Raw genomic sequence first — 22,423 nt, 5'->3', positions numbered from 1 at the left:
GCCTCCGGGCGTCAATCCTTTTTGGTATGCAGCGGTTCTCCAGCCTCCAGCACATGCCGGACCAATGCCAGATGCACGCCGTCTTCGTTGTTGGAGGCGGTGACGGCGTCGGCCGCCTCCTTTACGCCGTCCGGCGAATTGTCCATGGCAATTCCGAGGCCGGCAAACCGGATCATCTCCACATCGTTGAAATAATTGCCGATCGCCATCACCTGGGAGCGGTCGATGCCGAGCGAATCGGCCAGCCGCTTCAGCGCGTTGCCCTTGGTCGCCTCCGGATGCATCACATCGATGAAGTAATCGCCGCTGCGGATAATCGCCAGCGGCAGCTCCATCGCCAGCCAATCGCGCTCGACCCGGTCCATCGTTTCTTTATCGGCGAACGCGGTAAATTTGACGGGAGAGACAGACAACCGGGCAAGATCGTCCGTCCGCGACGGCTCCAGCATAAATTTCGCATACATCGCCGTCTCCGTCTCCCCGATCGCCCCTTCGACAAACGAGTTGAACGGCGTGCACAAGTCCATGTGGACCCGGTGCTCGCGGCAGTACCGGATCAGCGGATGCAGCTGTTCCATCTCGAACGGGCATTCCGCAACTACGCTCCGATCGGAGGAGAGGACGGTCGCAGCTCCATTATGCGTAATAAGCGTCCCTTCCAGGCCCAGCTCCTCCATGATCGGCAGCGTATTAACGGGTGAGCGCCCGGTGCACAGCACGATCGTCGCGCCCGCTTCGTGTACGTCCCGAACCGTCCGCTTCGTCCTTTCCGTAAGCTCGTACCGGTCGTTCAGCAAAGTTCCGTCCACATCGAGTGCAATCAGCCTGTAGTTCATCGTTTCTCTCCCTCTTTATCTGTTTATCCGCCTTGTATACGAATTTGCGGTTAATGTCCCGCATCGCCCTTCAACTGCGCCAGCTCCTCCTCGGTTAGCTCCCGGAATTGTCCCGGCGCCAGGTGCTCATCGAGCAGCAGCGGTCCCATCGAGATCCGTTTCAGGAACACGACTTTTTTGCCGACCGCCTGGAACATCCGCTTTACTTGATGAAACTTCCCTTCCGTAATCGTCAGCTCGATTTTGGATACCCGGCCGGCGGCAGGGTCGCCCTCCGCCAAAACGACGAGCTTGGCCGGCATCGTCACATAACCGTCGTCCAGCGCAACCCCCTTCTCGAAAGCCGCAGCATCGGAAGCTCCGACAGCCCCCTCGACTTCGGCAAAATACGTTTTGGGCACATGCTTGCGGGGGGACAGCAAATTATGGGCAAGCTTGCCGTCATTGGTCAGAAGCAGCAGCCCTTCTGTATCTTTATCCAGACGTCCTACCGGAAACGGCTCGAAATGAACGTATTCGCCTTCCAACACGTCAAGCACCGTACGGTCTCTCGTATCCTCCGTGGCCGAGACGACTCCTTGCGGCTTGTTCAGCATCAAATAGATAAACTCGCGAAACTCGACCCGTTCTCCACCGATCGTTACCGTCTCCTGCTCGGGATCGACCTGCAGCCCGAAATCTTTGACGACCTTGCCTCCGACTTCTACGTTTCCCTGCTTGACCAGTCTTCGGATCTCGCTTCGGGAGCCGTAGCCCATATGCGCAAGGATTTTATCCAGTCTAAGTTTTTTCCCCATTGAAGTCGACCTCCAGCTTGCCGGTATTCGTTGTTCAGCATCCCGTCCGGCGATTTCGCCCATCCGGGCGGGAAACGTTGATGCAGGGCAGGCGTTGCTTGCTTTGTTCATAAAATGATCATCTTTTTCCCAGACTTGTCCGGGAGGAAAACAAGGAGTGGAGGTAGAATACGTAATAGAATGGTGTGCCCCAAACTTGATCATCTTGAGGTGAATTTGTGAAAAAGCTAATGATTTATTTGGGAGTCATTGTAGCGCTTTTCGCTCTTTTGTTCATTGTAAATCAACAAAGCGAAAAGGCCAAGGAACAATCCCGCGCCAGCAAAATCGATGCGGCGACAAATGAGAAAGCCAAGCAGCTGTACGGAGTCGAAGGCGCCAAGCTGCGTCCGGAGACGCTCGCCCAGCTGAACGATCCGAACTACCAGAACATTATTAAGCCGGCGGATCTGAAGGCGGCGCTGGACGACAAGAAAGATATGTACGTCTACTATTTCTCGACGACGTGCGTCCACTGCCGGGCGACTACACCGGTATTGAACCCGATCGCCAAGGATGCCGGGGTCGATCTGAAGCAGTTGAACGTGTGGGAATATGAGGCCGGCTGGAACGAATTTAAGATTACGGCAACGCCAACGCTCATCTACTACAAAGGCGGTAAGGAAGTCCAGCGTCTCGAAGGCGGCGTCAGCCATGACGGGCAGCCTGGTCATTCGAGCGATACGTTCAAGACCTTTTTCGAAGACGCCAAGAAAAAATAAGCTTAAGCAAGCCAGCACATCGTCGCAAGGCAGACACAACAGCGGTTGTTCCCGGTCGGGACGGCCGCTGTTGTCTTTTTCCGGACATCAGGCGGCGTCCTGCCGGTAGCGGAGGTGTCTCTGCTTTGCTCCGTCCGGAATCAGAATCGATTCGCCCCCCGTCATCTACTCGTCCTTTACCGGCGGAAACTGCTTCAGTTCCTCGACCATCGCAGCCAGCTCGGAATGTACGATCGCAATATCGAGATCGTAGAAGTCGAACGGCTTCTCCTCGATCTGTTCCAGCTTCGCCAAATACGCCTCCGAGTCCGCCAGCAGCTTGCCCAGATCGATCCCCATCGTCATCTTCGGGTAAAACTGCAGCTTCTCGATTCCTTGGTTGAACAGTTTGATCGCCCCGCCGACGTTGCCGTTGCGGTGATGATACAGAGCGACTGCAATCTGAAGCAGCCCTTGATGAAGCGGATTGCGTCCCTCTTCCATCCAGAGCTCCTCCATCACCTCATGACATTCGAAATAGTCCCGCTCTACGTTAAAGTAGTACAAAAACTCGATGTACAGATTATCATAACCGATAAACATAACTTCGCCTCCAGCGATCGATTGAAGGAAAGGAGCCCGCTCATCAGACGCCGGCGGCGAATATGAGGGGCTCGGGCACAAACCGATAACGCTCGCCGGCTGACGTTCACGTAGGGTCCGTTTTTTTAGCTCGGAGAACCGCTTCCTCGACCTGCAAAGACAGCAGCCGCAAATTCCAGATGTCTTCCGACTCCCACAGCTCGTTAAATTTCAGTTGAAAGTTAGCCGCTTCGCGAACCCGGTGGTAGTAGTACAAGTCCTGAATATGGTTCAACACCTTCGACACCAGGTTGGAGTTATCTTCAAACAGCTTCTGGGCATCCATAATCTCATTACGTATGCTCGACATCTCCTGATCGAGCGCGTTAGCCGCCTCGGCCGCTTTTTGCAGCCTCAGCTTTACCTGCTCGGGCAATCTTTCCTTATATTTGTAACTGAGCGAATGCTCGATCGTCGCCCAGAAGTTCATCGCCAGCGTCCGGATCTGGAGTTCGGCCAATACGTTTTTTTGACCGAGCGAGGTCTGAACGGGGTATTCTACGATGATATGGTAGCTGCGGTAGCCGCTTTCCTTGTAGTTGGTAATATAATCTTTCTCGTAAATAACCGACATGTCTTTCCGCTGCCGGATCAGCTCCGACAACCGCTGTATATCCTGGATGAATTGACACATGATGCGGATTCCGGCTATATCCTCGATCCCTTCCTCCAGTCGGTCCATCGGTACATGAAGCCGTTTCGCCTTATCCAATATGCTCGAGATCCGCTTCACTCTTCCCGTCACGAATTCGATCGGGGAATATTCATCCCGCGCCTTCATCTCTGTGCGGAGCGTCTTGAACTTCACTTTCAGCTCCTCGACCGACTGTTCGTATGGAATCAAAAACTTTTTCCAATCCCTGCTATCCATACGCCCGCCTCCTGAAACGTTGTCACGCCTTCGCGTCCGCGCCTACGGCTTGCGAAATATGCGTATAGCCGTCACGCTGCAATAAGCGGAGCAATCCATCGTTTAGTTCCCTCAGCAGCTCCGGTCCCTTATAGATCAGAGCCGTATATACTTCGACGAGGCTGGCCCCCGCCCGTATTTTTTCATATGCGTCTTCCGCCGTAAATATACCCCCGGAGCCTATGATCGGCAGCTTGCCGCCGGTAAGCCGGTAGACGGTGCGGATCACTTCCGTCGACTTCGAGGTCAGCGGCTTACCGCTTAAGCCGCCGGTTTCTTTCGCATGAGGATGGGTCAGTCCTTCCCGGCCGATCGTCGTATTCGTGGCGATCACCCCGGAGATGCCGCTGGCGGCGAGCGTCTCGACCATATATTCAAGCTCGGTGCCTGTGACGTCCGGCGCAATCTTCACGAACACCGGCTTGAGCGGCAGCTTCTTCGCGGCGCTTTGCTGCTGCATCTCGTCTTTGACTGCGGCGACCAGGCTTTGCAGCTCCGCTCCATGCTGAAGGTTGCGCAGTCCCGGCGTATTCGGCGAGCTGATGTTCACGACGAAGAAGTCGCCGTACGGATACAGCTCGCGGACACAGATCCGGTAATCCTCTTCGGCCAGCTCATTCGGCGTATCCTTGTTTTTGCCGATATTCACCGCGACCGGAATACGCTGGGCTCCCGCCTGCCTCAAGTGGGCGGCCATCACCCTCGCGCCGACATTGTTGAAGCCCATCCGGTTAATAAGCGCATCATCGCTCGGCAGCCGGAACAATCTCGGCTTCTCGTTGCCCAGCTGCGGTCTCGGCGTTACCGTCCCGACCTCCATAAACCCGAAGCCGAGTGAGGCAAAGCCGCGAACCGCCTTTGCATTTTTATCAAGCCCGGCGGCCAAGCCGACCGGATTCGGAAACGTCAATCCGCATAACGAAACGGTCGTCTCCGGCTTGCTGACGACTCCGAACAGGCCTTGCAGCACCCCGGTCATGCCGGGAACGCGGGCGGCAGCACCCAGCCCGTCCACCGTGACATGATGGGCTTTCTCCGGATCGAGCCGGAACAATACCGGTTTGGCAATAGTGCGGTAAAGCATGAGAAGTACACTCCGTTCTGTCTTGGACTCTATCGAACAGTTTATCTGTTTCTGAAGCAAAAAGAAAGTGGCGGATATCATTTCGGGATTGTTGACAACCCCTGCGATTGAAAGCCCTTTCAGGGCGGCTGTTATTTTGCTATAATAGGCTTAAATGCATGCTGGGCATGTTCGGAAGGAAGGTTGATTCATTTGGCGAACCGGAAACCAAGCTACTCCTACAGAAAGAAGGATAAACTGAACAAGAAGGCGATCATCTGGGTCGGCTCGATCCTTGCCGCTTTTGTTTTGTTTATGATTATTCTTCTGATCTGGAATCCTTAAGGCTCGAACCCGGACCCCCACACAGCAAAATCCCCGTACAGACGGCAAGCCGCTGACGGGGATTTTGTCGCTTCGGGTAACCGCTCACACTGCCTGGCTTCGGGTGCCGTCTCTTCGTTTCATCGTCTCTCGCTTCATTCATGCTCCTTGTCTGATGCGTTTGCGTTTGCGCTTGCGTCAGCATAACCCAGCTTTACTTTCTCCAACAGCTCCAACGCCCGCCGTACGAACCGCTCCCCGGCCTCCGGCTGCAGCCTGCTGTATTTCCGGAGCCGGTTCTCGTACCCTCCGCTGCCGTACGCCTCGGGCGTGCACACATAACCGCTCACCGAACCGTTGGACAGCTCGTTAACGATCGTGAGCCGGAAGGGGGAGCTTTGTTTGATCGCAAGACCGAACTCGACGAAAAGTTCGGCAGGCAGGCAAACGAGCGCCGTATCCGGTCCGAAACCGACCGCGTGAATTTCAGCCTCCGTCTCCTCTTCCTCCCGTGCCGCAAGCTCCATCGCCTGACGGGCGAAGTTTACCTCGTTTCTAGGGTAACGCTCCTCCGCTCGCAGCACCTGCCCCGCAACCGCCAATTCTTCCTCCGATGGCTTCCTGTAGCGGATTGGAACGAACACACGTTCGACGCGTATATCGAGGCTTGCGTGCGTCTCCGCTTTTTCCCGCGTGCGGATCGCTTCTCCCGCCAGAATCCGGCCCATTTTCTTGTAATGCACCGACCGGTCAAACGATATTCGTCCGCTGACGTCGATATGATTGATATTCCCGCTCGCCCCTTGAAAAAAGAGGCTGACCGTCTGATCGCCGTACACGCGCTTGATCGCCGCGCTTAATTCGCCGGGGTAATCGCCGCTGTATTCCAGTCCGCCCACCACGTCGGCATGACAAGCATAGTTCGTAACGATCCCGATCGGGCGGCCTTCGGGATCGTCGATGCGAATCACCGGAACGTCAGGGTCGGTCGGCCCTTCCGGTCCGACAATATCCGGATGGCCGATGCCCGGATTGGTGCGGACCGATCCGTCCCGCATGCGGAATCTGCGGTTGAACGCGATGTCGCGCTCCACTCCGAGACCGAAGCCGATCCGCGCCTCCCGCCGGCTGGCATAAGCGATTGCTGCCGCATCCGCGGCTTTTTGAATCATCCACTGCACATAGGCGGCGTCCACCGCTTTCACATAACTCGTCTCGATCGTCGGACCCGACGTATGCGCATGCGTCGCCGAAACGATAATATGCTCGTATGAGATGCCGGTCTGCTCCTGCACCTTGCGGCGAATCGCCTCCGCGTCCGGCCTGGCGATATCGATCGCGTCCAGAACAAGAAACGCGACCATGATCCGGTCCGATTCAAGCACCAGCGCCTTGACGAACAGATCGTCCTTGACTCCCGTCGAGATGCGTTCGTTCCCCGCCCCCGGAATGGGACTGCCAAGCGGCGGCGTTATTACGAGCTCACTCATTCCGCACTTGATCATGGACATCCTCCCTCATCGGCAGATCATCCTTCGAATCCTGCTTTAATTTCCAGCTTCATTCCCGCTACTTCTCATTAAACACCGGATTGCACATGACGTCCAATGTATAATCTCTATCTATTCGATGTTATTATGTAATCAATAGAATAAGTGATGTAAGGAGACGAAATGATGGAATGGCAGCAGCTGGAGTATTTGCTAATCGTGGCGCAAGAGGAGCATTTTACGCGCGCAGCGGAGAAACTGGCTGTCTCGCAGCCGACCTTAAGCCGCTCGATCGCCAAGCTGGAGCAGGAGCTGGGAGTCCCTTTGTTCGACCGGATCGGAAGGCAGGTGAAGCTGAATCGTTACGGCGATATGTTCTACCGGAGAACGACGCGCGTGCTCCAGGAAATCACCGACGCCAAGCGGGAAATCGCAGAGCTGCAAGACCCGGATCGCGGAACGGTCTCTCTCGCTTTTTTGAAGACGCTCGGCTTTAGCTCCGTCCCCAATCTGGTACGGTCCTTTCTTCAGCTATACCCCCAAATTCATTTTCAGCTGTTCCAAAACTCCACAAGTGTAATGCTGGATCAGTTGGAGCAGGGTGAGCTTGATTTCTGCATGTCTTCGATTACAGAAACAAGACCCGGGATCGAATGGGCACAGCTGTGGACGGAAGATATGTACGTCGTCGTGCCGGCCGGTCACAAGCTGGCGGGCCGCGAGCAAGTCTCGCTTCACGAGCTGGCCGAAGAAACGTTTATCGTCCTGAAGCGCGGTTACGGGACGCGGACTATATTCGAGGACGCATTCGAACAAGCGGGAATCGCACCCGACATCGCGTTCGAGAGCGATGAAGCGGTAAGTGCCCTCGGCTTCGTCAAAGCGGGTCTCGGCATTACGCTGCTGCCTCACGTGTCGGGCATCGATATGACGAACCTCGCCCGCCTGCCGATTGCAGATCCCGTGTGCCGTCGGACGATCGGCTTAGCCTGGAGCGAGACCCGGCATCTCACTCCCTCTGCCGTCAAATTCCGTGATTATGTGCTCCAATACCCGGGATGGCCGTCCTAGAAATGCCGGTTAGTCCAGCCATTTGTATACCTTGTTCGGATTCGTCTCGTCCGATACCGAAGGCAGCTTCAGCGGCTCCGCAGCACGCAGCGTCTCGTTAGGCAGCGGCAGATCCCGCCCGATCGTTACTTTCGTGCCGATCGGAACCATATCGAACAGCTCCTCCACATCCGGCTTCAGCATGCGGATGCACCCGAGCGACTTGTCTTGGCCAATGCTGGAAGGCTGGTTCGTGCCGTGTATCGCGTACAACGTATCGGAGAGCGTCATGCCGCGGCTGCCGAACGTACCGTTGTCTTTTCCGTTCGGATTGCGCACTTTCTCCGAGATATGAAATTCACCTTCCGGCGTGCGGTCGCCTCCCAAGCCTACGGGGTAGCTGCGCAGCAGCACATTGCCGCTCACAACCGCCAGACGGTGTGTCGTAATATCGACCATAATGCGCAGCGGCTCCTTCAAAGCTTCCGATGCCGGCAGCAGTTCTCCGTTCCCCGGATTCGCTGCGGCAGGCGCCGTCCCGGAAGGTTGTCCCGGCTGCGGCTCGCCGCCGGAAGCGGCGGACTGCCCGTTTTTCCGTTCCGCCAGCCATACCTCGAACTCTCTCTTCATCGCAGCGGTATAACCGGTCATCAGATTATCCGGGTAGTTTTGTGCCATCTGCTCGATCTGCTCCGGCGGCATTCCGTTTCGCTGCTCATAGGCCGCCGCAGAGGAGCGGACAATCAGCTTCTGCAGCTCGTCGGTTTGCCATTTCGCGTATTGGGCCGAAGGCACGGCAGCGTCAGCAGGCTCGCACTGGCAAGCCGCAGCATCGTAATAAGTAAGCTTGGCGTCGGGAGCGGCATGGTCCGGCCGCTGTGCCGTCACGATCGGCTTCGCAGGCGCCGTCCATAGCAGCCATCTGCCGTCCCCGCTCCACGTCGGATCGGCGAGCAGCAGCGATTCGGCTTTCTCCTGCGATCTGGAGTAAAGCCGGTTCAGCATATCCGCGATCTGGTTCGTCCGTGATGATCCGGAACCGGAACCGCCGCCAGGCCGGGTATACACCACGCCGAACTTCCCGCCTGCGGCGGATTCGGCACTGCCGCCCGTTTCCACAGCCGGGTTTTGTGCATCCTGTCCGAGCCGGTCGACTGCCGCCGCTTCCGCCTCAGACCGTTCGAACCGGTCGTCCTGAAACGGAATGTGGCTTCCGAGCAGCAGCAGGAACACAACGGCGATTTTACGCCAGCGCCCCGGCCTGCCGGTGACGGTCTGCTCCGTCCGGTCTGCCGTCTCCTCCTCCGGTTCTTCGTCTTCGAGTGGATTCGTAAAAACGGCGCTGTTCTCAAACGCACGGTACACCTCGCCAGCCTGGGCGAAGCAGTAGTTCGCTTTCCCTTCCTCTCCCTTGGCGGCATACTGGCGCCCTAACAAATACCACGCCATTTTATTGGTCGGATGTTCTTTAATATAGTTTTTTAAATATTGCGGATCTTCATTGTTCGGATCCATGCTGCCCCTCCTTCCATCAGGAAGTAACGCGATACGCCCCTGTTCTGCCTTCTGTATATCTTTGTATATCGGCCGGACTTTCAACGTTTTGAAGACAGCGGGCAAAAATGGGTCCACGGGTCCGTTTTGCGCACAAAAAAAGAAGAAGCCTGTCGAATCGACGGCTTCCTCCTATGATAAGGACGTATTCTGATTTCTACCGGTTATCCCGCAAAATAACAGTGCTTGTCGCTTCGTGCCACTCGACGTTTAACCCGAGACCTTCGGCGAAAAACCGGACCGGCACGTACGTAAGATCCGACTGGATATAAGGCGCAACGTCCATCTGCAAACGAGTTACGGTCGCGTCTTGGGCGATCCGCTTCAGCTCTTCCTGGCCGATCGTCAGGCGGATCGTAACCCCGTCCTTGCTCAAATCGACGGTTCTCTCCCCGGTCGACTCATCCACATTAAACGTAACTTGAAAGCCAAGCGCTTCCGTAATGGCCCGGACAGGGACCATCGTACGTCCGTTGCTCAGCTCTGGCAGCGCGTCGAAGCGGATTGGGCTTCCCCCGTATACGACTTTAATCGTGCCGTCCGAAGCAATGCCTGCCGGCAGATCATAAAACGTGATTTTTCTGATTTTGTTGTTATAGGCGTCCGCTACGAGAATGGTACCGTCATTCTGCACCGCCACATCGGCAGGGTGATGGAAGCCGGCATACCGTTCCGTTCCGTCCCGGTTGCCGCCGATGTTATCCTTTTGTCCGGCTACTGTGCGGACGACGCCGTCCTTGAAGTAACGGACCGAATGGTTCAGCGCATCCGCAATAAGCAAACCTCCGTCCGCCGTAACCGCGATTCCTTTCGGGAAATTAAACCGGGCTGCTCCCGCTTCCCCGTCGGCGAAATCGCCGGCTGCATACATCTGGTTTTTCCCGTAAGCCGTCTTGCTGTCGCCTGCCACCGTTGTAACGGTGCCGGTGCTAAAATCGATATAACGAATCACCTGATTGCCGGAATCGCTCACGTACAGATTGCCTTTCGCGTCAAGCGCAAGCCCCGCCGGCTCGTTGAACTTCGCCGACTTCAAGGGGCCGTCCGCATAATCCCCGGCCGGAACGAGCTGACCCGGCGTCACTTCCACGGCACGCTCCGATAACGCATTTAACGTCGTCACGGTTCCGTCTGCGGTTATTTTGCGGATCGTATGATTCAACGTATCGGCTGCATATACCGTTCCGTCAGCCGCCACCGCTACGTCCTGAGGCGTATGAAAGGCAGCTTCCTTCCCTCTCCCGTCCTTGCTGCCGAGAACCCCGCTGCCGGCCAGCGTCGTCACCTCGCCGTCCTTGCCGATTTTGCGGATCGCATGGTTTTCCGTATCCGCCACATACACGTTGCCGGCTTGATCGGCCGCGAGTCCTTTCGGCTGCTGGAATACCGCAGCGGCTGCCGTGCCGTCGATCATCCCGCCGATCGGGTAGGAATAGTCGTCTTTGCCGATCGTAATCCCCGCGTAAGTCGAAACTTCCGAGGCGGCCAGCTTGCGGATCAAGTGGCTGCGCGCATCCGCCACCAGCACCGAACCGTCCGGAAGCGCCAGCAGACTCCATGGCGCCCGGAACGTGGAATCTGCAGCTTTGCCGTTCGCTTCGCCCAAGTCGCCTCTGCCCGCGACCGTTGTAACTTGAGAGAGCGGTTGTCCTTCCCCGCCGGTTACGGCCAAACCGATGCCGGCGCCGGACGCCGCCGTGCCTCCAAGGAACAAAGAAGCGGCCAGCAACGGAGCGATGAGCAGTTTATCCTTTTTTTTCATGGGTCTCTCCTTTGTCCGTTAATCGAATAGTAAAGTTGGTGCAAGAATTCTGAGCAAAATATTCAAATCTTCCTTGGTTACATCCCCATCCTGGTTCATATCGTAGAAGTATTCGGGGGACTGGAAGTTTTGCGCGAACCAGACCAGATCCTTCAGTTGGAACTCCGAATTCGGATCGTTGCTGCCCGGCCGCTTCAAAGCGGTTACTTTGAGCTGCGTCTCGCCGGTATCGTTGTTCCAGAAGTCGGGACCGATCTGAATAAGCGCAGGCTTGTGCCCGTTGCCTCCGTCTTCCGAAGCCAGATTATACGTATAAGGGAGCTCTACCGAATAACTGTCAAAATCGTAAAAAGTCGCTTTTCCCTGACTGTCGGTATACGTATACATCGGATTAAATGAAGGGTAGTCATCCAGATTCAAATACACTCTGACGTTCGAAAGAACGCCGCCCGGCATGGCAGGGTTCGCATGGACAAGCGTCACCGTTCTCCAATAATCCGTATTAATCGGAATGTAATGAGAGTTCTCATAAGGACTCTGTTCCACAGGCGCCGTATATATAACCGTTAACAAATGCTTGACTCCGCCTGATGTCGGGTTGTTCGGACTATTTCGAGTCGCTTCCAATACAATTTCTTTGTGAACCCACGGAGGGGCGGGTTCATTATCCAGCAGGTACAGATGATTGCCAAACCGCGCAAGCAGGTTCAACATCGCATCCGTCCGGACTACCTGATCGAGCGTAACATCCGCCTGCCCCTCCGGATCGAGTACAACCTTAACGACTTGGCTCGAATCCGGCAGATGACCGATCAGAACGGACTCGATCCGTCCGCTCCCTTGACCCCCCGGGGGCGTATATACAGCATAAATTTGTCCGTCTGCCGGAACCGGAACTTGGGGAAAGGAGTGGCGGCCGTCGTTGTTCAGAGATACGGCCGAGACGCCGGATAACGGCTGTCCGCTGGAGTCGACCAGTTGGACTCCCCATTCCGCATAACCGAAATAATCGATGAATAAGTCATAGCTGCCGGATTGTGAAGATTGCCCGTCCGGATTCAGCTTCAGCACTCCGTTCGAATCCGTATGGCGGCTGTATGCCAGCGTGCCGCTAGGCTTCGCATATACCGCCGGTCCGTAGCTGCTGCTCGTTCTGACCCCGATCTGCAGGGTATTCGTTCCTTGCGAGATGATGAAACTCCCGGACAGCTTATGGCTGAGGGATTGCATATATTCATAGCTTGGATACGGCTCGTAATTATACTGGTATTCTATCAAAGCGTTTTGCCCGAATTCGGGCATATGCACGGTGACTTCCATCTGGTCGCCGACGCTGCCTGTAAATTGGAAAAGGCTCGACTGGTAGCACAACGTCTGACCGGAGCTTTTATTATAGACGGATACATAGACCGTTTGCTGCACGGCTGGTTCTTCGCAAGCGACAGGGGGAGCAAGAGTTACCCCGACCGACTGCGCAGCCGCCGTGCCTGCCTGGAACATACCGGACAAGCCGATGCAGCCCACTGCCAGCATCCATACCAGAACGACGGCAATCTTTCTCTTGAAGTTAGTTCGGTTCATTTTAATTTCCTCCCGCATGACCCGCAACCTGATACAAGATCGGATTGGCGGTAAAGCTGATGCCCGCGATCTCATCGCCGTTTGCGTTAACCACGGTTACTTTGGTAATTTGAATCGTTCCCTGCTTGGCGATCTGACTGTCATTAATCGCAGTGAACGACAGCGTTACAAGCTTTTTCTCCGAACTGATCGGAGGCAAATTGTCCGTCGTCGAAAATTTTGTCGCTACATACGTCAAAACGGTAGGCTGATTTCCGTTTCTTTGCTGCCCTGCCGTACTTACGCTCGTATCCGGATCGAAAATGTAATCGTCACCGCTGTCCGTGTAGCCATACGGATTGGCATACAACTCGCTGCCGTACGTAAGCTCAACCTCGACTGCATAAAATGCATCGTTTGCCGCAAAGTTGTTCAAAACGATGTCGAGCTGGAACGAATCCCAACCTTGCAGCTCCATCATCTCTTGTGCCGATTTGTCCGTCCGGAGAGAAACCGACGGCTGAACCTTGTATTCGATCGAAGCCGATACCGGAGCCGACACATTGCCCGCCGTATCCTGCAGCTTCACATATACTGTCTTGAGACCGTATCCGCTCGATAATTGGTGGCTTAGCGCCATGAAATCCGCTTCGGACGATTTCTGGAACGGAATCCACGACGCTCCGGCGAAGTCTAACGCTTCCGACACCATCACATTCGCCGTATCCGAAGACGCTGTGATATACAGGGTGACCGCAGGCAGCGTTGTCGTCGGCGCGGATTCGCTGCTGTTGTTGATCTTTACCGTGCCGGTCGGCGGCGTCGTGTCTACGTATTCGATCGAAGCCGATACCGGAGCCGACACATTGCCCGCCGTATCCTGCAGCTTCACATATACCGTCTTGAGACCGTATCCGCTCGATAATTGATGGCTTAGCGCCATGAAATCCCCTTCGGACGACTTCTGGAACGGAATCCACGACGCTCCGGCGAAGTCTAACGCTTCCGACACCATCACCTTCGCCGTATCCGAAGACGCTGCGATATACAAGGTGACCGCAGGCAGCGTTGTCGTCGGCGCGGATTCGCTGCTGTTATTGATCTTTACCGTGCCGGTCGGCGGCGTCGTGTCCGGCGTACTGCCCGGATCTCCGCCGCTGTCGCTTCCCCCGCTGCCGCCCGTGCCGCCTGGCGAAGGCGTTCCCGGATTCGGCCGTGAAGGCGTAGTGCCCTCCTGCTTACGAAGCTCCTCCTGATGTTTCCGCTGGTCTTCCAGGAAGCGCGTACGTTCCTCCATCTCCAACTGCCGCTCATACTGCTCACGGGCTAGCCGCTCGCGCTCCTCCTGCGCTTTCCGGTTCGCTTCCTCCAGACGTTTGCGCTCCGCTTCCAGCCGTTCGACCAACGCCGTATGCTGCTGTTTTTTGACTTCTTCCAGCTGCTTTTCCTGCTGCTTCATTCGTTCCCGCTGCTGTTGAAGCTCCTTCAATCGATCCAGCTTGGCCTTTTGTACGTTCGGATCAAGTCCGACCGACGGATCAAACGGCTTGATGTTGCCAAGGTCAATCGGGTCGTGTCTGTATTTCTCGTTCGCTTTATCGATCAGTTCCTGCACGCTGCTTTCCGACAGCTTCTTCGTATCGATCGCGCCCTTGGCTACGTTTGCGAGCAAATTTTTCAAGTTCTCGCCGAATTTACGCAAGGCGTCCTCGGATGAGAGCTCCAAGCCGGTGCTCGGATCGATTTCCTTGGCGCCGCCCGCAATATCGCGGATAAATTGATCGTTCTCTTCGCGTATTTGCTGAATCGACTTTAATAAAGCGTTGATCACTTCCGGCGTAGCCTCGTTAACAAACGACTGCACATCCAGCGGAGTTACATGATCCGCCCCGACGTCAGGCGTTCCCGGCAATTGGATGATCTGCTGACCCGGGTATACCAGCGCGGGCTCTCCCGTTCGGGCTCCGCTTGTCCCTCTCGTCTCCAGCACACCGGACGTCATCAAGGCAAAAAGCTGCCCGTATCTCGCTTCAATATAACCGTTCGAGCCGCGAACGCCCATAACGGCGGTCGGTGTTTCCACCTCGAATTCATCGTCGGCGTTCACCAGCTTTTTCACTTTGAACCATAACGAGCCGGCCCACATTTTCAGCTTGGACTTCTTGCCTCCCTCGTCGGCTTCGACGAGAGACGATATGTACATCTCCGTGTTCTCGCCGATCGTTACTTCGTCCTCCCCGTCCGCCACACGCAAGACGATACGGGAGCCTTCCTCCGTCCGGATATGGTCTCCCTGATTCAAGCTCATCTCCTCGACAGCCCTAAAGGGGGACGATCCGCCCGCTTTCGTTACCATGACGGTGCCCTGAACGCTGACCACGATCGCCGCACGGCTCTCCTTGGCATTCGCGATACCGGCTAGCGGGCCCGTCAGCAGACTGATCAACAGTGTCAGGCACAACATCACAGACAATACGGATCTGCTTTTCATTCTCCCATTTCTCCTCTTCCTTGGTAAGATCTCCTCTTTTAGTTTCCTGTTCCGCCGGATTCGGCAGCGCAAAACGAAGTTGTACGTTTATTTTATCAATTCTTTCGCATGATTGGATACCGTTCAGTCCTTACTTCTCTGCGTGCACCTGATAAATGTTTACCGGGAGCTCCTTGCCCTTCACCTTGATTTCGCCCATACTTTCGATCTCGAACAACTCTTTAACCCGCTCGTACATGGCCTCGCTGATCAAAATTTGTCCGGGCTTGGCGTTGGATTCGAGCCGGGCCGCCAGATTGACGGTGTCCCCGATCGCCGTATAGTCGAGACGCAGCTCCTCCGAACCGATATTGCCCACGATCGCAGGGCCGCAGTTAATGCCGATGCCGAACCGGACGGTAAAGCCCAGTTTCTGCATAAGCCGCTCTTCGAGACTGGCCGTCTGCTTTTTCATCTCGAGCGCGGCTCTTACCGCCATTTCCGCATGGTTATCGTACTTGACCGGCGCCCCGAACATCGCCATCACGCCGTCGCCGATAAATTTGTCGAGCGTCCCGTTGTATTTAAATACGGCCTTCGTGCACACGTCCAAATATTCATTCAAAAACTGAATGACCTGTTCGGGCTCCAGCTTCTCGGACAGTGTCGTGAACCCGCGGATATCTACGAATACGAGCGATATGTCCATCCGCTCTCCGCCGAGCTTCACCTCGTTGCCCGAAGCGAGCATCTGGTCGACGACCGCCTTCGGCACGAACCGTCCGAAGATGCCCGTCACACGCCCGCGCTCCCGGCGCTCCGCCAAATAATGGTCGACGATCGACCAGACGTACATCAGAATGATCGCCAGCAGCGGATAAAAGATCGGCAAGTAAGTGCGAAACGCTTCATTGGCGGCAATGAACGCTCCTATGTAGAAGACTGAAAGTCCGATAAACCAGAATAGGGCGGCTCTGCCTCTGAACGTTCCGAACAAAAAGGCGGAGAGCAGCACGACCAGAGCAAGAATGGCGGTACCGGCCGGCTTGCCGGCTTCGTTCCAGAACCGGTTATCCAGTATCGACTGCACCATATTGGCATGAATTTCGACCCCGAACATTTTGATCGCCCGGCTCATCGGCGTCATATATTCGTCCTGAAGAGCAGTCGTGTAAGGTCCGATCAATACGATGTCGTTTTCGAACATGTTCGCGTCGATTTTGCCGCTAAGCACGTCGCTGAACGAGAACGAATCGTAACCCGTGCTCAAATCTTTCTCTTGCCGCGGCTCGCTGTAAAACTGCGTGATCACCTGGTTTCTTGAGTTAACGGGAATTGACGAGCTGCCGCGGTACCATTTGCGCTGCTCCGCATCCCAGCGTACTTTCTCGGTATCGCCAAGAGCGTAATTAGCCAGCTTGACGCTGAACGCCTCGATCATCTCCCCCGACTTCTCCGGCAGCCCTACGATCAGCCTGCGGACGCGGTCGTCATTGTCGGGGAACACGTTAATGTGCGCCAGTTGACTTTTCGGAGCCTGAATGGCCGGTGCGGGAACTTCAATCCGGTCATACTCCAGCAGATTGCTGGATTGCTGTTTGGCGGGAAAGTTGAAATTAACGGGAAGCACCACGTTGTCGTATTTGCGCATGACCTCCGCCAAAGCCTGGTCCTGCTGCGGGTCCTTGCTCGGCTCCGGGAACGTGACGTCAAGCCCGATCGCTTTTACTTTGCCTTGCTCCAGCTTTTCGATGACGGCTGCGTATACGGAACGGTCCCATGGAAACTGACCGATCGCATCCAGCGATTTGGAATCGATTTTCAAGATTTTAATTCTCGTATCCGGCGTTCGCTGCCATACGTTTTTGGCGCCAAGCGCGTCGCGCAGCGGATTCTCGATATAGTGGAACGTTCCGCCGGTTCCGGTCGTATACGTGAAGACGGCAAATAAAAAAACAACCAATGCCGCGACGACCGTTGTTTTCCAGTTTCTCTTATTCATCGGCTCCTCCCCGAACCTCTCCGTACGATCTGTCGTAATAGGAAAATAGACGCATCGCGCCCCTCCCATATGCCTATTGTATTCCGCGTATCGACTTATAGCAACGACAGATTTACAATTGGTGTGAAAATTAACAATTCCGGTCTGCTCCTTGGCCAGTATACGATATCCAGTTTAAATTTTCTTTAAGAACATTGAAAAAATGCCTGCTTTCGCGTCTCTTCAGAAACGTTTTTTCATGACAAACTTCGTGCGTAAAACGGCGGTTTACCGTGGTTTCACTCTAACTCACATAATAAGAGTCTCTGGCCCCCTCTATTCTCGGCCTGTTGGGAAAACAGAGACGGATAAAGGCGATATGTACCCCTTATTTCAACCTGCTGGCCACATCTGCACCCTTTTCGCGGATAATAGAAGCTTCAAACGAGGCTGTCGATTCAATGTGGACAACCAAGTGGAAAGGGAAAAGATTACCTTCTGGCGAGTTTTGTCTGGAATCCCCTACCTTACAATCCTTATTCAATCTAGGGATTCCGGACAACCTGTCTGAGCAGAAGAAGGTAACTTTTCACTTGGAACGGCCTGCTATCACTTCTACACAATGAATCGACAGTCTCGCAAACCACTCTTATTCCGTGCCCAGGCGGGTTTTCGGACAAAATAGAGGGTGCAAACCGCTCTTAATCGGTTCCCCTTGCTCATAAGCGGGCACACGTGACCGAGCTTCCATGATGAACGGTCGCCAGTATGTCATATTAAGAAAAACTTCTAAAAGAAGCCTTGCCACGATGAATGACCCTGCGTAAGTGGAGGCTTTCTTGGTAAAGTATGTTTTGATTTACCGCTTTAATGCTTTAGTAAACTAAAATATTCTTTAACGTTCAAAAAAAGCCTTCCCTAAACGGGAAGACTTCGCTCGCACAGCTTATTTATTAAACGGAGTATCGGCGATTTTGATCGAATCGGTCGGGCAGCCGTCGGAGGCATCTTGCAGATCGTCGTACAGATCGTCCGGAATTTCCGTAATGCCGCGGTTGTTGTCGTCTTCGAAAATAACTTCCGCAAGCCCTTCATCGTCGTAGTCGTAAATGTCAGGGGCAGTTGCGCCGCATGCGCCGCATGCAATGCATGTATCTTTTTCTACCCATGTGTACTTAGCCATGAATAATTCCTCCTCAAATAGTAACCTCTACTGTCCACTATAATACAAAACTATATAAAGTTCAAACCTTTTGAGGCTTGCCAACCTTTATATAGGCTACGCTTTCACGTCTTTAAATATACGAAAAACGGCGCAAAACAAACGAGGCGACCCCGTCCGGGTCGTCGATGTCCAGGACCGGAATATTCCGCTCTCCCGCCGCCCGATACGTTCCATCCCCGCTCTTCTTAAGGACGAGCGCCACCGTATGGTCGTCGATCAGACTCCCGTCTCGTACCTGCTCCTCCGTCCGCATCAGGACGAGCTTGGGGATCGGCTCCTTCTTGAACCCCTCCACGACGATCAAGTCGAAGCCGTCCAGTCCTGCGAGCGCATCGCGAAGGCCCGCTCCCCCGCCGGTTTTCTCGTACTTGTACGTGTAGCCGGGGCCGGCAACGATTACCGCTTCGGCGCCAGTCGCCGCATAACGGGCGGAATCGGTCCCTTCCGCTTCCCGGTAATGGCCGTGGCCGTCGTGCTTGACGACGGCCACCTTCAGTCCGTGCCGGCTGACTCTTTCGACGACCTGAACGGCAAGCGTCGTCTTCCCGCTTCCGGAGTAGCCGGCGAATCCGATTATATGCGGCTTTCTTCCCTTCATTCGTCCAGCCCCCTCTCACGAAGATGGTCCATCTGCAGCGAAGTGCCTCTCCTCTTATGATTGCGGATCCATGTCGACGGATCGGTGCCGACCATACCGGCGGTAAGGATCGCGTCTTCGCCGTATTTGTCGCGGATGCGGTCCATCGTGGCGTTGAGCTGTTCTTTCTTCGGAGGTTGCTCGTACTCGAACAGATCCAGCTGGATCGCCGCCGTATTTTTCGGCTGCAAGCTCTGAAGCGTTACCCCGAGCAAGCGGACCGGCTTTCCGTACCCCCAATGCTCCTGGAACAGCTTGACCGACAACCGGTGAATTTCATCCGCATTTTCCGTTGGCACGGAGATGGTATGGGAGCGCGTAATCGTCTTCATATCCGGGTCGCGGATCGTAATCTGGATCGTGCTTGCGAGCAGCTTTTGCCTCCTCAGCCTTCTCGCCACCTGATCCGACAAGTTTAGGAAGACGCGGGAAATATCCGACGCCTCCGTCAAATTTTTGGGCAGCGTCGTCGTATGCCCGATCGATTTGCTTTGCTCCCGCTCCGGATTGACCGGCGATTCGTCGATACCGTTCGCCGCCTGCTTCAGCCACAATCCGTTTACGCCGAAATGCTTCACCAGAAACGATTCGTCCGCTTTCGCCACATCCCCGATCGTGTACAAGTTCAGCTTGCGCAGCCGGTCTCCCATCCGGTGGCCGATTCCGAACAGGTGCGAGCACGGCTTGTCCCACAGCAGCCGCTCGACGTCGCGCTTGCGAAGCACGGTTATGCCGTTCGGCTTCTTCATATCGGAAGCCATCTTCGCCAGCAGCTTGTTCGGGGCGACTCCGATGGAGCACGGCAGACGAAGCTCGTCGCGGATTCGCGTCTGAATAATTCCGGCGATCTGCAGCGGCGTGCCGAACTGCTTGGAGCCCGTAATATCGACATAACATTCGTCGATGGACATCGCTTCCACCAAAGGGGAGTAATTGTAGACGATCTGCATAAACTTGCGGGAAAACTGGCGGTACAAATCGAAGTCCGGCTGCAGCACGATCAGGTCCGGGCACACTTTCAAAGCTTGGCGGATGTGCATCCCCGTCTTGACGCCTTTCGCTCTTGCCGCATAGGAGGACGTGACGATAATGCCCTTGCGCAGCTCGATATTGCCGCCGACGGCAAGAGGCTTTCCTTTATATAAGTCCGGCTCCACCGCCTCGTGCACCGAGCAGTAAAACGCGTTCATATCGATATGCAGAATGACTCTGCCGTTTTTGGGATAATGGCCGTCTGTTGCCGTTCGATTCATAACGGACCGGTACCGTTTGCCATTCTCGAAGCCTTATGCTCCGCCGGAGCGTGCAAGTATGGCTCGTTCGCGAATTTCATCGGGCGTTCCCCCTAATCAGCGTTCCATCCCAGCATACCTTTGCCGGCGCTTCGGGTCAAGCGGGGCCCGCTTTTCGCGCGTTCGTGACAATATACCAAAAAGACAGGACTAATACCGGACAACTTTGCAAAACTACTTCAATATTTCGGTCAAAATGTTATAATGGAGGGAATGCAGCGCGGCTAATGCTTCAGAATGCGGAGGAGGAAGTTCATGGCAACCCCAGTAATTATTTTTGACACGACTTTACGGGATGGAACGCAAGGGGAAGGAATCAGCCTTTCCGTCGAGGACAAATTGAAAATCGCCCAAAAGCTCGACCGTCTGGGCGTTCATTATATTGAAGGCGGATGGCCGGGCAGCAACGGCAAAGACATCGAATTTTTTCACCGCTCCAAAGAGCTGAACCTGACCCACGCCAAAGTGACGGCATTCGGCAGCACCCGCCGGAAAGACTCGAAGGCGGAAACCGATCCGAATCTGAACCGTCTCGTCGAATCCGGTGTCAGCGTGGCGACGATCTTCGGCAAATCGTGGGATTTCCACGTCCATACGGCGATTCAGACGTCGCTTGAAGAAAATTTGAACATGATTTACGACTCGGTCCGTTATTTGAAGAGTCAAGGACTTGAAGTGATTTATGACGCGGAGCATTTCTTCGACGGATTCAAGAACAATCCGGAATACGCGCTGGCCACGATCCAGAAAGCGGAAGCGGCAGGCGCCGACTGGGTCGTCCTGTGCGATACGAATGGCGGCTCCCTGCCCGGCGAAGTGTCGGATATCGTCAAGACGGTATGCAGCAAGCTGAAAACGCCGGTCGGCATTCACGCTCATAACGATTGCGAGCTGGCGGTCGCCAACAGTCTGGCCGCCGTTCAGGCCGGCGCGCGCCAAGTACAAGGGACGATCAACGGCTTCGGCGAGCGCTGCGGCAATGCCAATCTATGCTCCGTCATTCCGAACCTGCAGCTCAAGCTCGACTACAACTGCGTATCCGAACAGCAGCTGCAGAGCCTGACCTCGGTCGCCAGATACGTCAGCGAGATCGCAAATGTCAACATGGCGGTCAATCAGCCGTTCGTCGGCTCAGCCGCTTTTGCCCATAAGGGAGGCATTCACGTCTCGGCGATTATGCGACACGCCAAAACGTACGAGCATATCGTGCCCGAGCTGGTCGGCAACAAGCAGCGCGTGCTCGTATCGGAGCTCGCCGGACAGAGCAATCTGCTGGTCAAGGCGCAAGAGCTCAATCTCGATATGAGCAACGAGACGAATCAAACGAAGCAAATTATCGAGAAAATCAAGGAGCTGGAGCATCAAGGCTACCAGTTCGAAGGAGCGGACGCTTCGCTGGAGCTGTTGCTGCGCCGAGCGTTCGGCGATATCGAAGATATTTTCACGATGGAGTCGTTCAAGCTGATCGTCGCCAAATCGCCGGGAGACTCGGTCGTATCGGAAGCGATCGTGAAGATGAAAGTTCACGGGGAGACGGTATATACGGCGGCCGAAGGCAACGGACCGGTAAACGCTCTGGATAACGCCCTTCGCAAAGCGCTCGTCCAATTTTATCCCGATATTCGCGACATGCATCTGTCCGACTACAAAGTCCGCGTCATTAATGAAAAAGACGCTACCGCGGCGAAGGTTCGCGTATTGATCGAATCGACCGACATCAACAATACATGGAGTACAGTAGGCGTATCCGAGAACATTATCGAAGCAAGCTGGGAAGCGCTGCTGGACAGTATCCGCTATGCGCTGATCGGCAAAACCCGGATTGAACCGCAGGCGAACCGGCAAGCACAGCTGGGACTTGTCAATCACTGACGCCTCCGGAAACGGGAAACGGAACTGGCATAAGCAGGAACAATCAGACGATACGCGCGTTATCTTTATAATCGAGTAGGCCCATGCACAGTTGCATGGGCCTCTCACAGATCCGGACGTGCGGGTCATCGCATCCGGCTCCTCCAAGATTATCCCCTTTGGGGGTGATGTTCATTGTAAAGCTCAAGAAGACTGCATAGACCCATTTCCTCAAACCA

Annotated in this window: 18 protein-coding genes; 4 read left to right on the top strand and 14 right to left on the bottom strand. The window is 55.1% G+C overall.

Annotated elements, in window-relative coordinates; translation table 11 throughout:
* Nucleotides 1–11: 11 nt before the first annotated feature.
* Both AC3Y2E_RS16765 and AC3Y2E_RS16760 read right to left on the bottom strand, forming a co-directional pair.
* Nucleotides 12–836 (bottom strand): Cof-type HAD-IIB family hydrolase, encoded by an 825-nt coding sequence (locus AC3Y2E_RS16765; protein ID WP_379212283.1) that lies wholly within the window; start codon nucleotides 834–836, stop codon nucleotides 12–14.
* 50 nt (nucleotides 837–886) lie between these two features.
* The gene (locus AC3Y2E_RS16760; RefSeq protein ID WP_190931048.1) at nucleotides 887–1,633 is read right to left on the bottom strand and encodes a pseudouridine synthase; all 747 of its coding nucleotides are present in this window, start codon (nucleotides 1,631–1,633) and stop codon (nucleotides 887–889) included.
* 218 nt (nucleotides 1,634–1,851) lie between these two features.
* On the opposite strand from AC3Y2E_RS16760, the gene AC3Y2E_RS16755 reads away from it, so the two are divergent.
* Nucleotides 1,852–2,394 (top strand): thioredoxin family protein, encoded by a 543-nt coding sequence (locus AC3Y2E_RS16755; protein ID WP_190931049.1) that lies wholly within the window; start codon nucleotides 1,852–1,854, stop codon nucleotides 2,392–2,394.
* Between the two features lie 165 nt (nucleotides 2,395–2,559).
* On the opposite strand, the gene AC3Y2E_RS16750 is transcribed toward AC3Y2E_RS16755, so the two are convergent.
* The 3 genes from AC3Y2E_RS16750 to AC3Y2E_RS16740 all read right to left on the bottom strand — a co-directional run bounded on the left by AC3Y2E_RS16750 (nucleotide 2,560) and on the right by AC3Y2E_RS16740 (nucleotide 5,009).
* Complete coding sequence (locus AC3Y2E_RS16750; RefSeq protein WP_379212280.1) at nucleotides 2,560–2,976, bottom strand: DUF309 domain-containing protein; 417 nt, start codon at nucleotides 2,974–2,976, stop codon at nucleotides 2,560–2,562.
* Nucleotides 2,977–3,082: 106 nt separating this feature from the next.
* The gene (yjbM, locus tag AC3Y2E_RS16745; RefSeq protein WP_379212278.1) at nucleotides 3,083–3,886 is read right to left on the bottom strand and encodes a GTP diphosphokinase; all 804 of its coding nucleotides are present in this window, start codon (nucleotides 3,884–3,886) and stop codon (nucleotides 3,083–3,085) included.
* A gap of 22 nt (nucleotides 3,887–3,908) precedes the next feature.
* Nucleotides 3,909–5,009 carry a quinone-dependent dihydroorotate dehydrogenase gene (locus AC3Y2E_RS16740; protein WP_379212276.1) on the bottom strand — a complete coding sequence of 367 codons (1,101 nt, stop codon included), beginning with the start codon at nucleotides 5,007–5,009 and terminating at the stop codon, nucleotides 3,909–3,911.
* Nucleotides 5,010–5,201: 192 nt separating this feature from the next.
* Here AC3Y2E_RS16740 and AC3Y2E_RS16735 point away from each other — a divergent pair, with 192 nt between their 5' ends.
* On the top strand, nucleotides 5,202–5,333 hold the full coding sequence (locus tag AC3Y2E_RS16735; RefSeq protein WP_379212273.1) for a hypothetical protein: 132 nt from the start codon (nucleotides 5,202–5,204) through the stop codon (nucleotides 5,331–5,333).
* 134 nt (nucleotides 5,334–5,467) lie between these two features.
* On the opposite strand, the gene AC3Y2E_RS16730 is transcribed toward AC3Y2E_RS16735, so the two are convergent.
* The gene (locus AC3Y2E_RS16730; RefSeq protein ID WP_379212271.1) at nucleotides 5,468–6,817 is read right to left on the bottom strand and encodes a hypothetical protein; all 1,350 of its coding nucleotides are present in this window, start codon (nucleotides 6,815–6,817) and stop codon (nucleotides 5,468–5,470) included.
* A 168-nt stretch (nucleotides 6,818–6,985) separates the two neighbouring features.
* Here AC3Y2E_RS16730 and AC3Y2E_RS16725 point away from each other — a divergent pair, with 168 nt between their 5' ends.
* Nucleotides 6,986–7,873 carry a LysR family transcriptional regulator gene (locus AC3Y2E_RS16725; protein WP_379212269.1) on the top strand — a complete coding sequence of 296 codons (888 nt, stop codon included), beginning with the start codon at nucleotides 6,986–6,988 and terminating at the stop codon, nucleotides 7,871–7,873.
* 9 nt (nucleotides 7,874–7,882) lie between these two features.
* On the opposite strand, the gene AC3Y2E_RS16720 is transcribed toward AC3Y2E_RS16725, so the two are convergent.
* From AC3Y2E_RS16720 to AC3Y2E_RS16685, 8 genes are all read right to left on the bottom strand, one after another.
* Complete coding sequence (locus tag AC3Y2E_RS16720) at nucleotides 7,883–9,367, bottom strand: L,D-transpeptidase (RefSeq protein ID WP_379212267.1); 1,485 nt, start codon at nucleotides 9,365–9,367, stop codon at nucleotides 7,883–7,885.
* A gap of 196 nt (nucleotides 9,368–9,563) precedes the next feature.
* A complete protein-coding gene (locus tag AC3Y2E_RS16715) occupies nucleotides 9,564–11,168 on the bottom strand; it encodes a stalk domain-containing protein (protein WP_379212265.1) in 1,605 nt (534 codons plus the stop codon).
* A gap of 18 nt (nucleotides 11,169–11,186) precedes the next feature.
* Nucleotides 11,187–12,749: a hypothetical protein gene (locus AC3Y2E_RS16710; protein WP_379212263.1), complete on the bottom strand. Its 1,563-nt coding sequence runs from the start codon at nucleotides 12,747–12,749 to the stop codon at nucleotides 11,187–11,189.
* Between the two features lies 1 nt (nucleotide 12,750).
* On the bottom strand, nucleotides 12,751–15,219 hold the full coding sequence (locus AC3Y2E_RS16705; RefSeq protein WP_379212261.1) for a FecR domain-containing protein: 2,469 nt from the start codon (nucleotides 15,217–15,219) through the stop codon (nucleotides 12,751–12,753).
* A gap of 130 nt (nucleotides 15,220–15,349) precedes the next feature.
* Complete coding sequence (locus tag AC3Y2E_RS16700) at nucleotides 15,350–17,200, bottom strand: CHASE2 domain-containing protein (RefSeq protein WP_379212259.1); 1,851 nt, start codon at nucleotides 17,198–17,200, stop codon at nucleotides 15,350–15,352.
* Nucleotides 17,201–18,125: 925 nt separating this feature from the next.
* The gene (locus AC3Y2E_RS16695; RefSeq protein WP_332070206.1) at nucleotides 18,126–18,362 is read right to left on the bottom strand and encodes a ferredoxin; all 237 of its coding nucleotides are present in this window, start codon (nucleotides 18,360–18,362) and stop codon (nucleotides 18,126–18,128) included.
* Nucleotides 18,363–18,474: 112 nt separating this feature from the next.
* A complete protein-coding gene (mobB, locus tag AC3Y2E_RS16690) occupies nucleotides 18,475–19,002 on the bottom strand; it encodes a molybdopterin-guanine dinucleotide biosynthesis protein B (RefSeq protein WP_379212257.1) in 528 nt (175 codons plus the stop codon).
* Nucleotides 18,999–20,294 carry a DNA polymerase IV gene (locus AC3Y2E_RS16685; protein ID WP_379212254.1) on the bottom strand — a complete coding sequence of 432 codons (1,296 nt, stop codon included), beginning with the start codon at nucleotides 20,292–20,294 and terminating at the stop codon, nucleotides 18,999–19,001. Before AC3Y2E_RS16685 ends, mobB begins: the two co-directional genes overlap by 4 nt.
* Nucleotides 20,295–20,588: 294 nt before the next feature.
* Between AC3Y2E_RS16685 and cimA the strand changes: the two genes are divergently transcribed.
* Nucleotides 20,589–22,205, top strand: coding sequence for a citramalate synthase (gene cimA, locus AC3Y2E_RS16680; protein WP_379212252.1), 1,617 nt, complete (start codon nucleotides 20,589–20,591; stop codon nucleotides 22,203–22,205).
* Nucleotides 22,206–22,423 lie beyond the last annotated feature (218 nt).

The sequence above is a fragment of the Paenibacillus sp. MAH-35 genome (assembly GCF_058135425.1).
This window is presented reverse-complemented; position numbering and strand designations above follow the sequence as displayed.

Coding starts and splice junctions, on each gene's coding strand:
- AC3Y2E_RS16750 (WP_379212280.1), bottom strand. CDS start 2,976: ATGTTTATCGGTTATGATAATCTGTACATCGAGTTTTTGTACTACTTT.
- yjbM (WP_379212278.1), bottom strand. CDS start 3,886: ATGGATAGCAGGGATTGGAAAAAGTTTTTGATTCCATACGAACAGTCG.
- AC3Y2E_RS16685 (WP_379212254.1), bottom strand. CDS start 20,294: ATGAATCGAACGGCAACAGACGGCCATTATCCCAAAAACGGCAGAGTC.
- AC3Y2E_RS16740 (WP_379212276.1), bottom strand. CDS start 5,009: ATGCTTTACCGCACTATTGCCAAACCGGTATTGTTCCGGCTCGATCCG.
- AC3Y2E_RS16765 (WP_379212283.1), bottom strand. CDS start 836: ATGAACTACAGGCTGATTGCACTCGATGTGGACGGAACTTTGCTGAAC.
- AC3Y2E_RS16720 (WP_379212267.1), bottom strand. CDS start 9,367: ATGGATCCGAACAATGAAGATCCGCAATATTTAAAAAACTATATTAAA.
- AC3Y2E_RS16705 (WP_379212261.1), bottom strand. CDS start 15,219: ATGAAAAGCAGATCCGTATTGTCTGTGATGTTGTGCCTGACACTGTTG.
- AC3Y2E_RS16715 (WP_379212265.1), bottom strand. CDS start 11,168: ATGAAAAAAAAGGATAAACTGCTCATCGCTCCGTTGCTGGCCGCTTCT.
- AC3Y2E_RS16695 (WP_332070206.1), bottom strand. CDS start 18,362: ATGGCTAAGTACACATGGGTAGAAAAAGATACATGCATTGCATGCGGC.
- cimA (WP_379212252.1), top strand. CDS start 20,589: ATGGCAACCCCAGTAATTATTTTTGACACGACTTTACGGGATGGAACG.
- mobB (WP_379212257.1), bottom strand. CDS start 19,002: ATGAAGGGAAGAAAGCCGCATATAATCGGATTCGCCGGCTACTCCGGA.
- AC3Y2E_RS16760 (WP_190931048.1), bottom strand. CDS start 1,633: ATGGGGAAAAAACTTAGACTGGATAAAATCCTTGCGCATATGGGCTAC.
- AC3Y2E_RS16725 (WP_379212269.1), top strand. CDS start 6,986: ATGATGGAATGGCAGCAGCTGGAGTATTTGCTAATCGTGGCGCAAGAG.
- AC3Y2E_RS16710 (WP_379212263.1), bottom strand. CDS start 12,749: ATGAACCGAACTAACTTCAAGAGAAAGATTGCCGTCGTTCTGGTATGG.
- AC3Y2E_RS16700 (WP_379212259.1), bottom strand. CDS start 17,200: ATGAATAAGAGAAACTGGAAAACAACGGTCGTCGCGGCATTGGTTGTT.
- AC3Y2E_RS16730 (WP_379212271.1), bottom strand. CDS start 6,817: ATGATCAAGTGCGGAATGAGTGAGCTCGTAATAACGCCGCCGCTTGGC.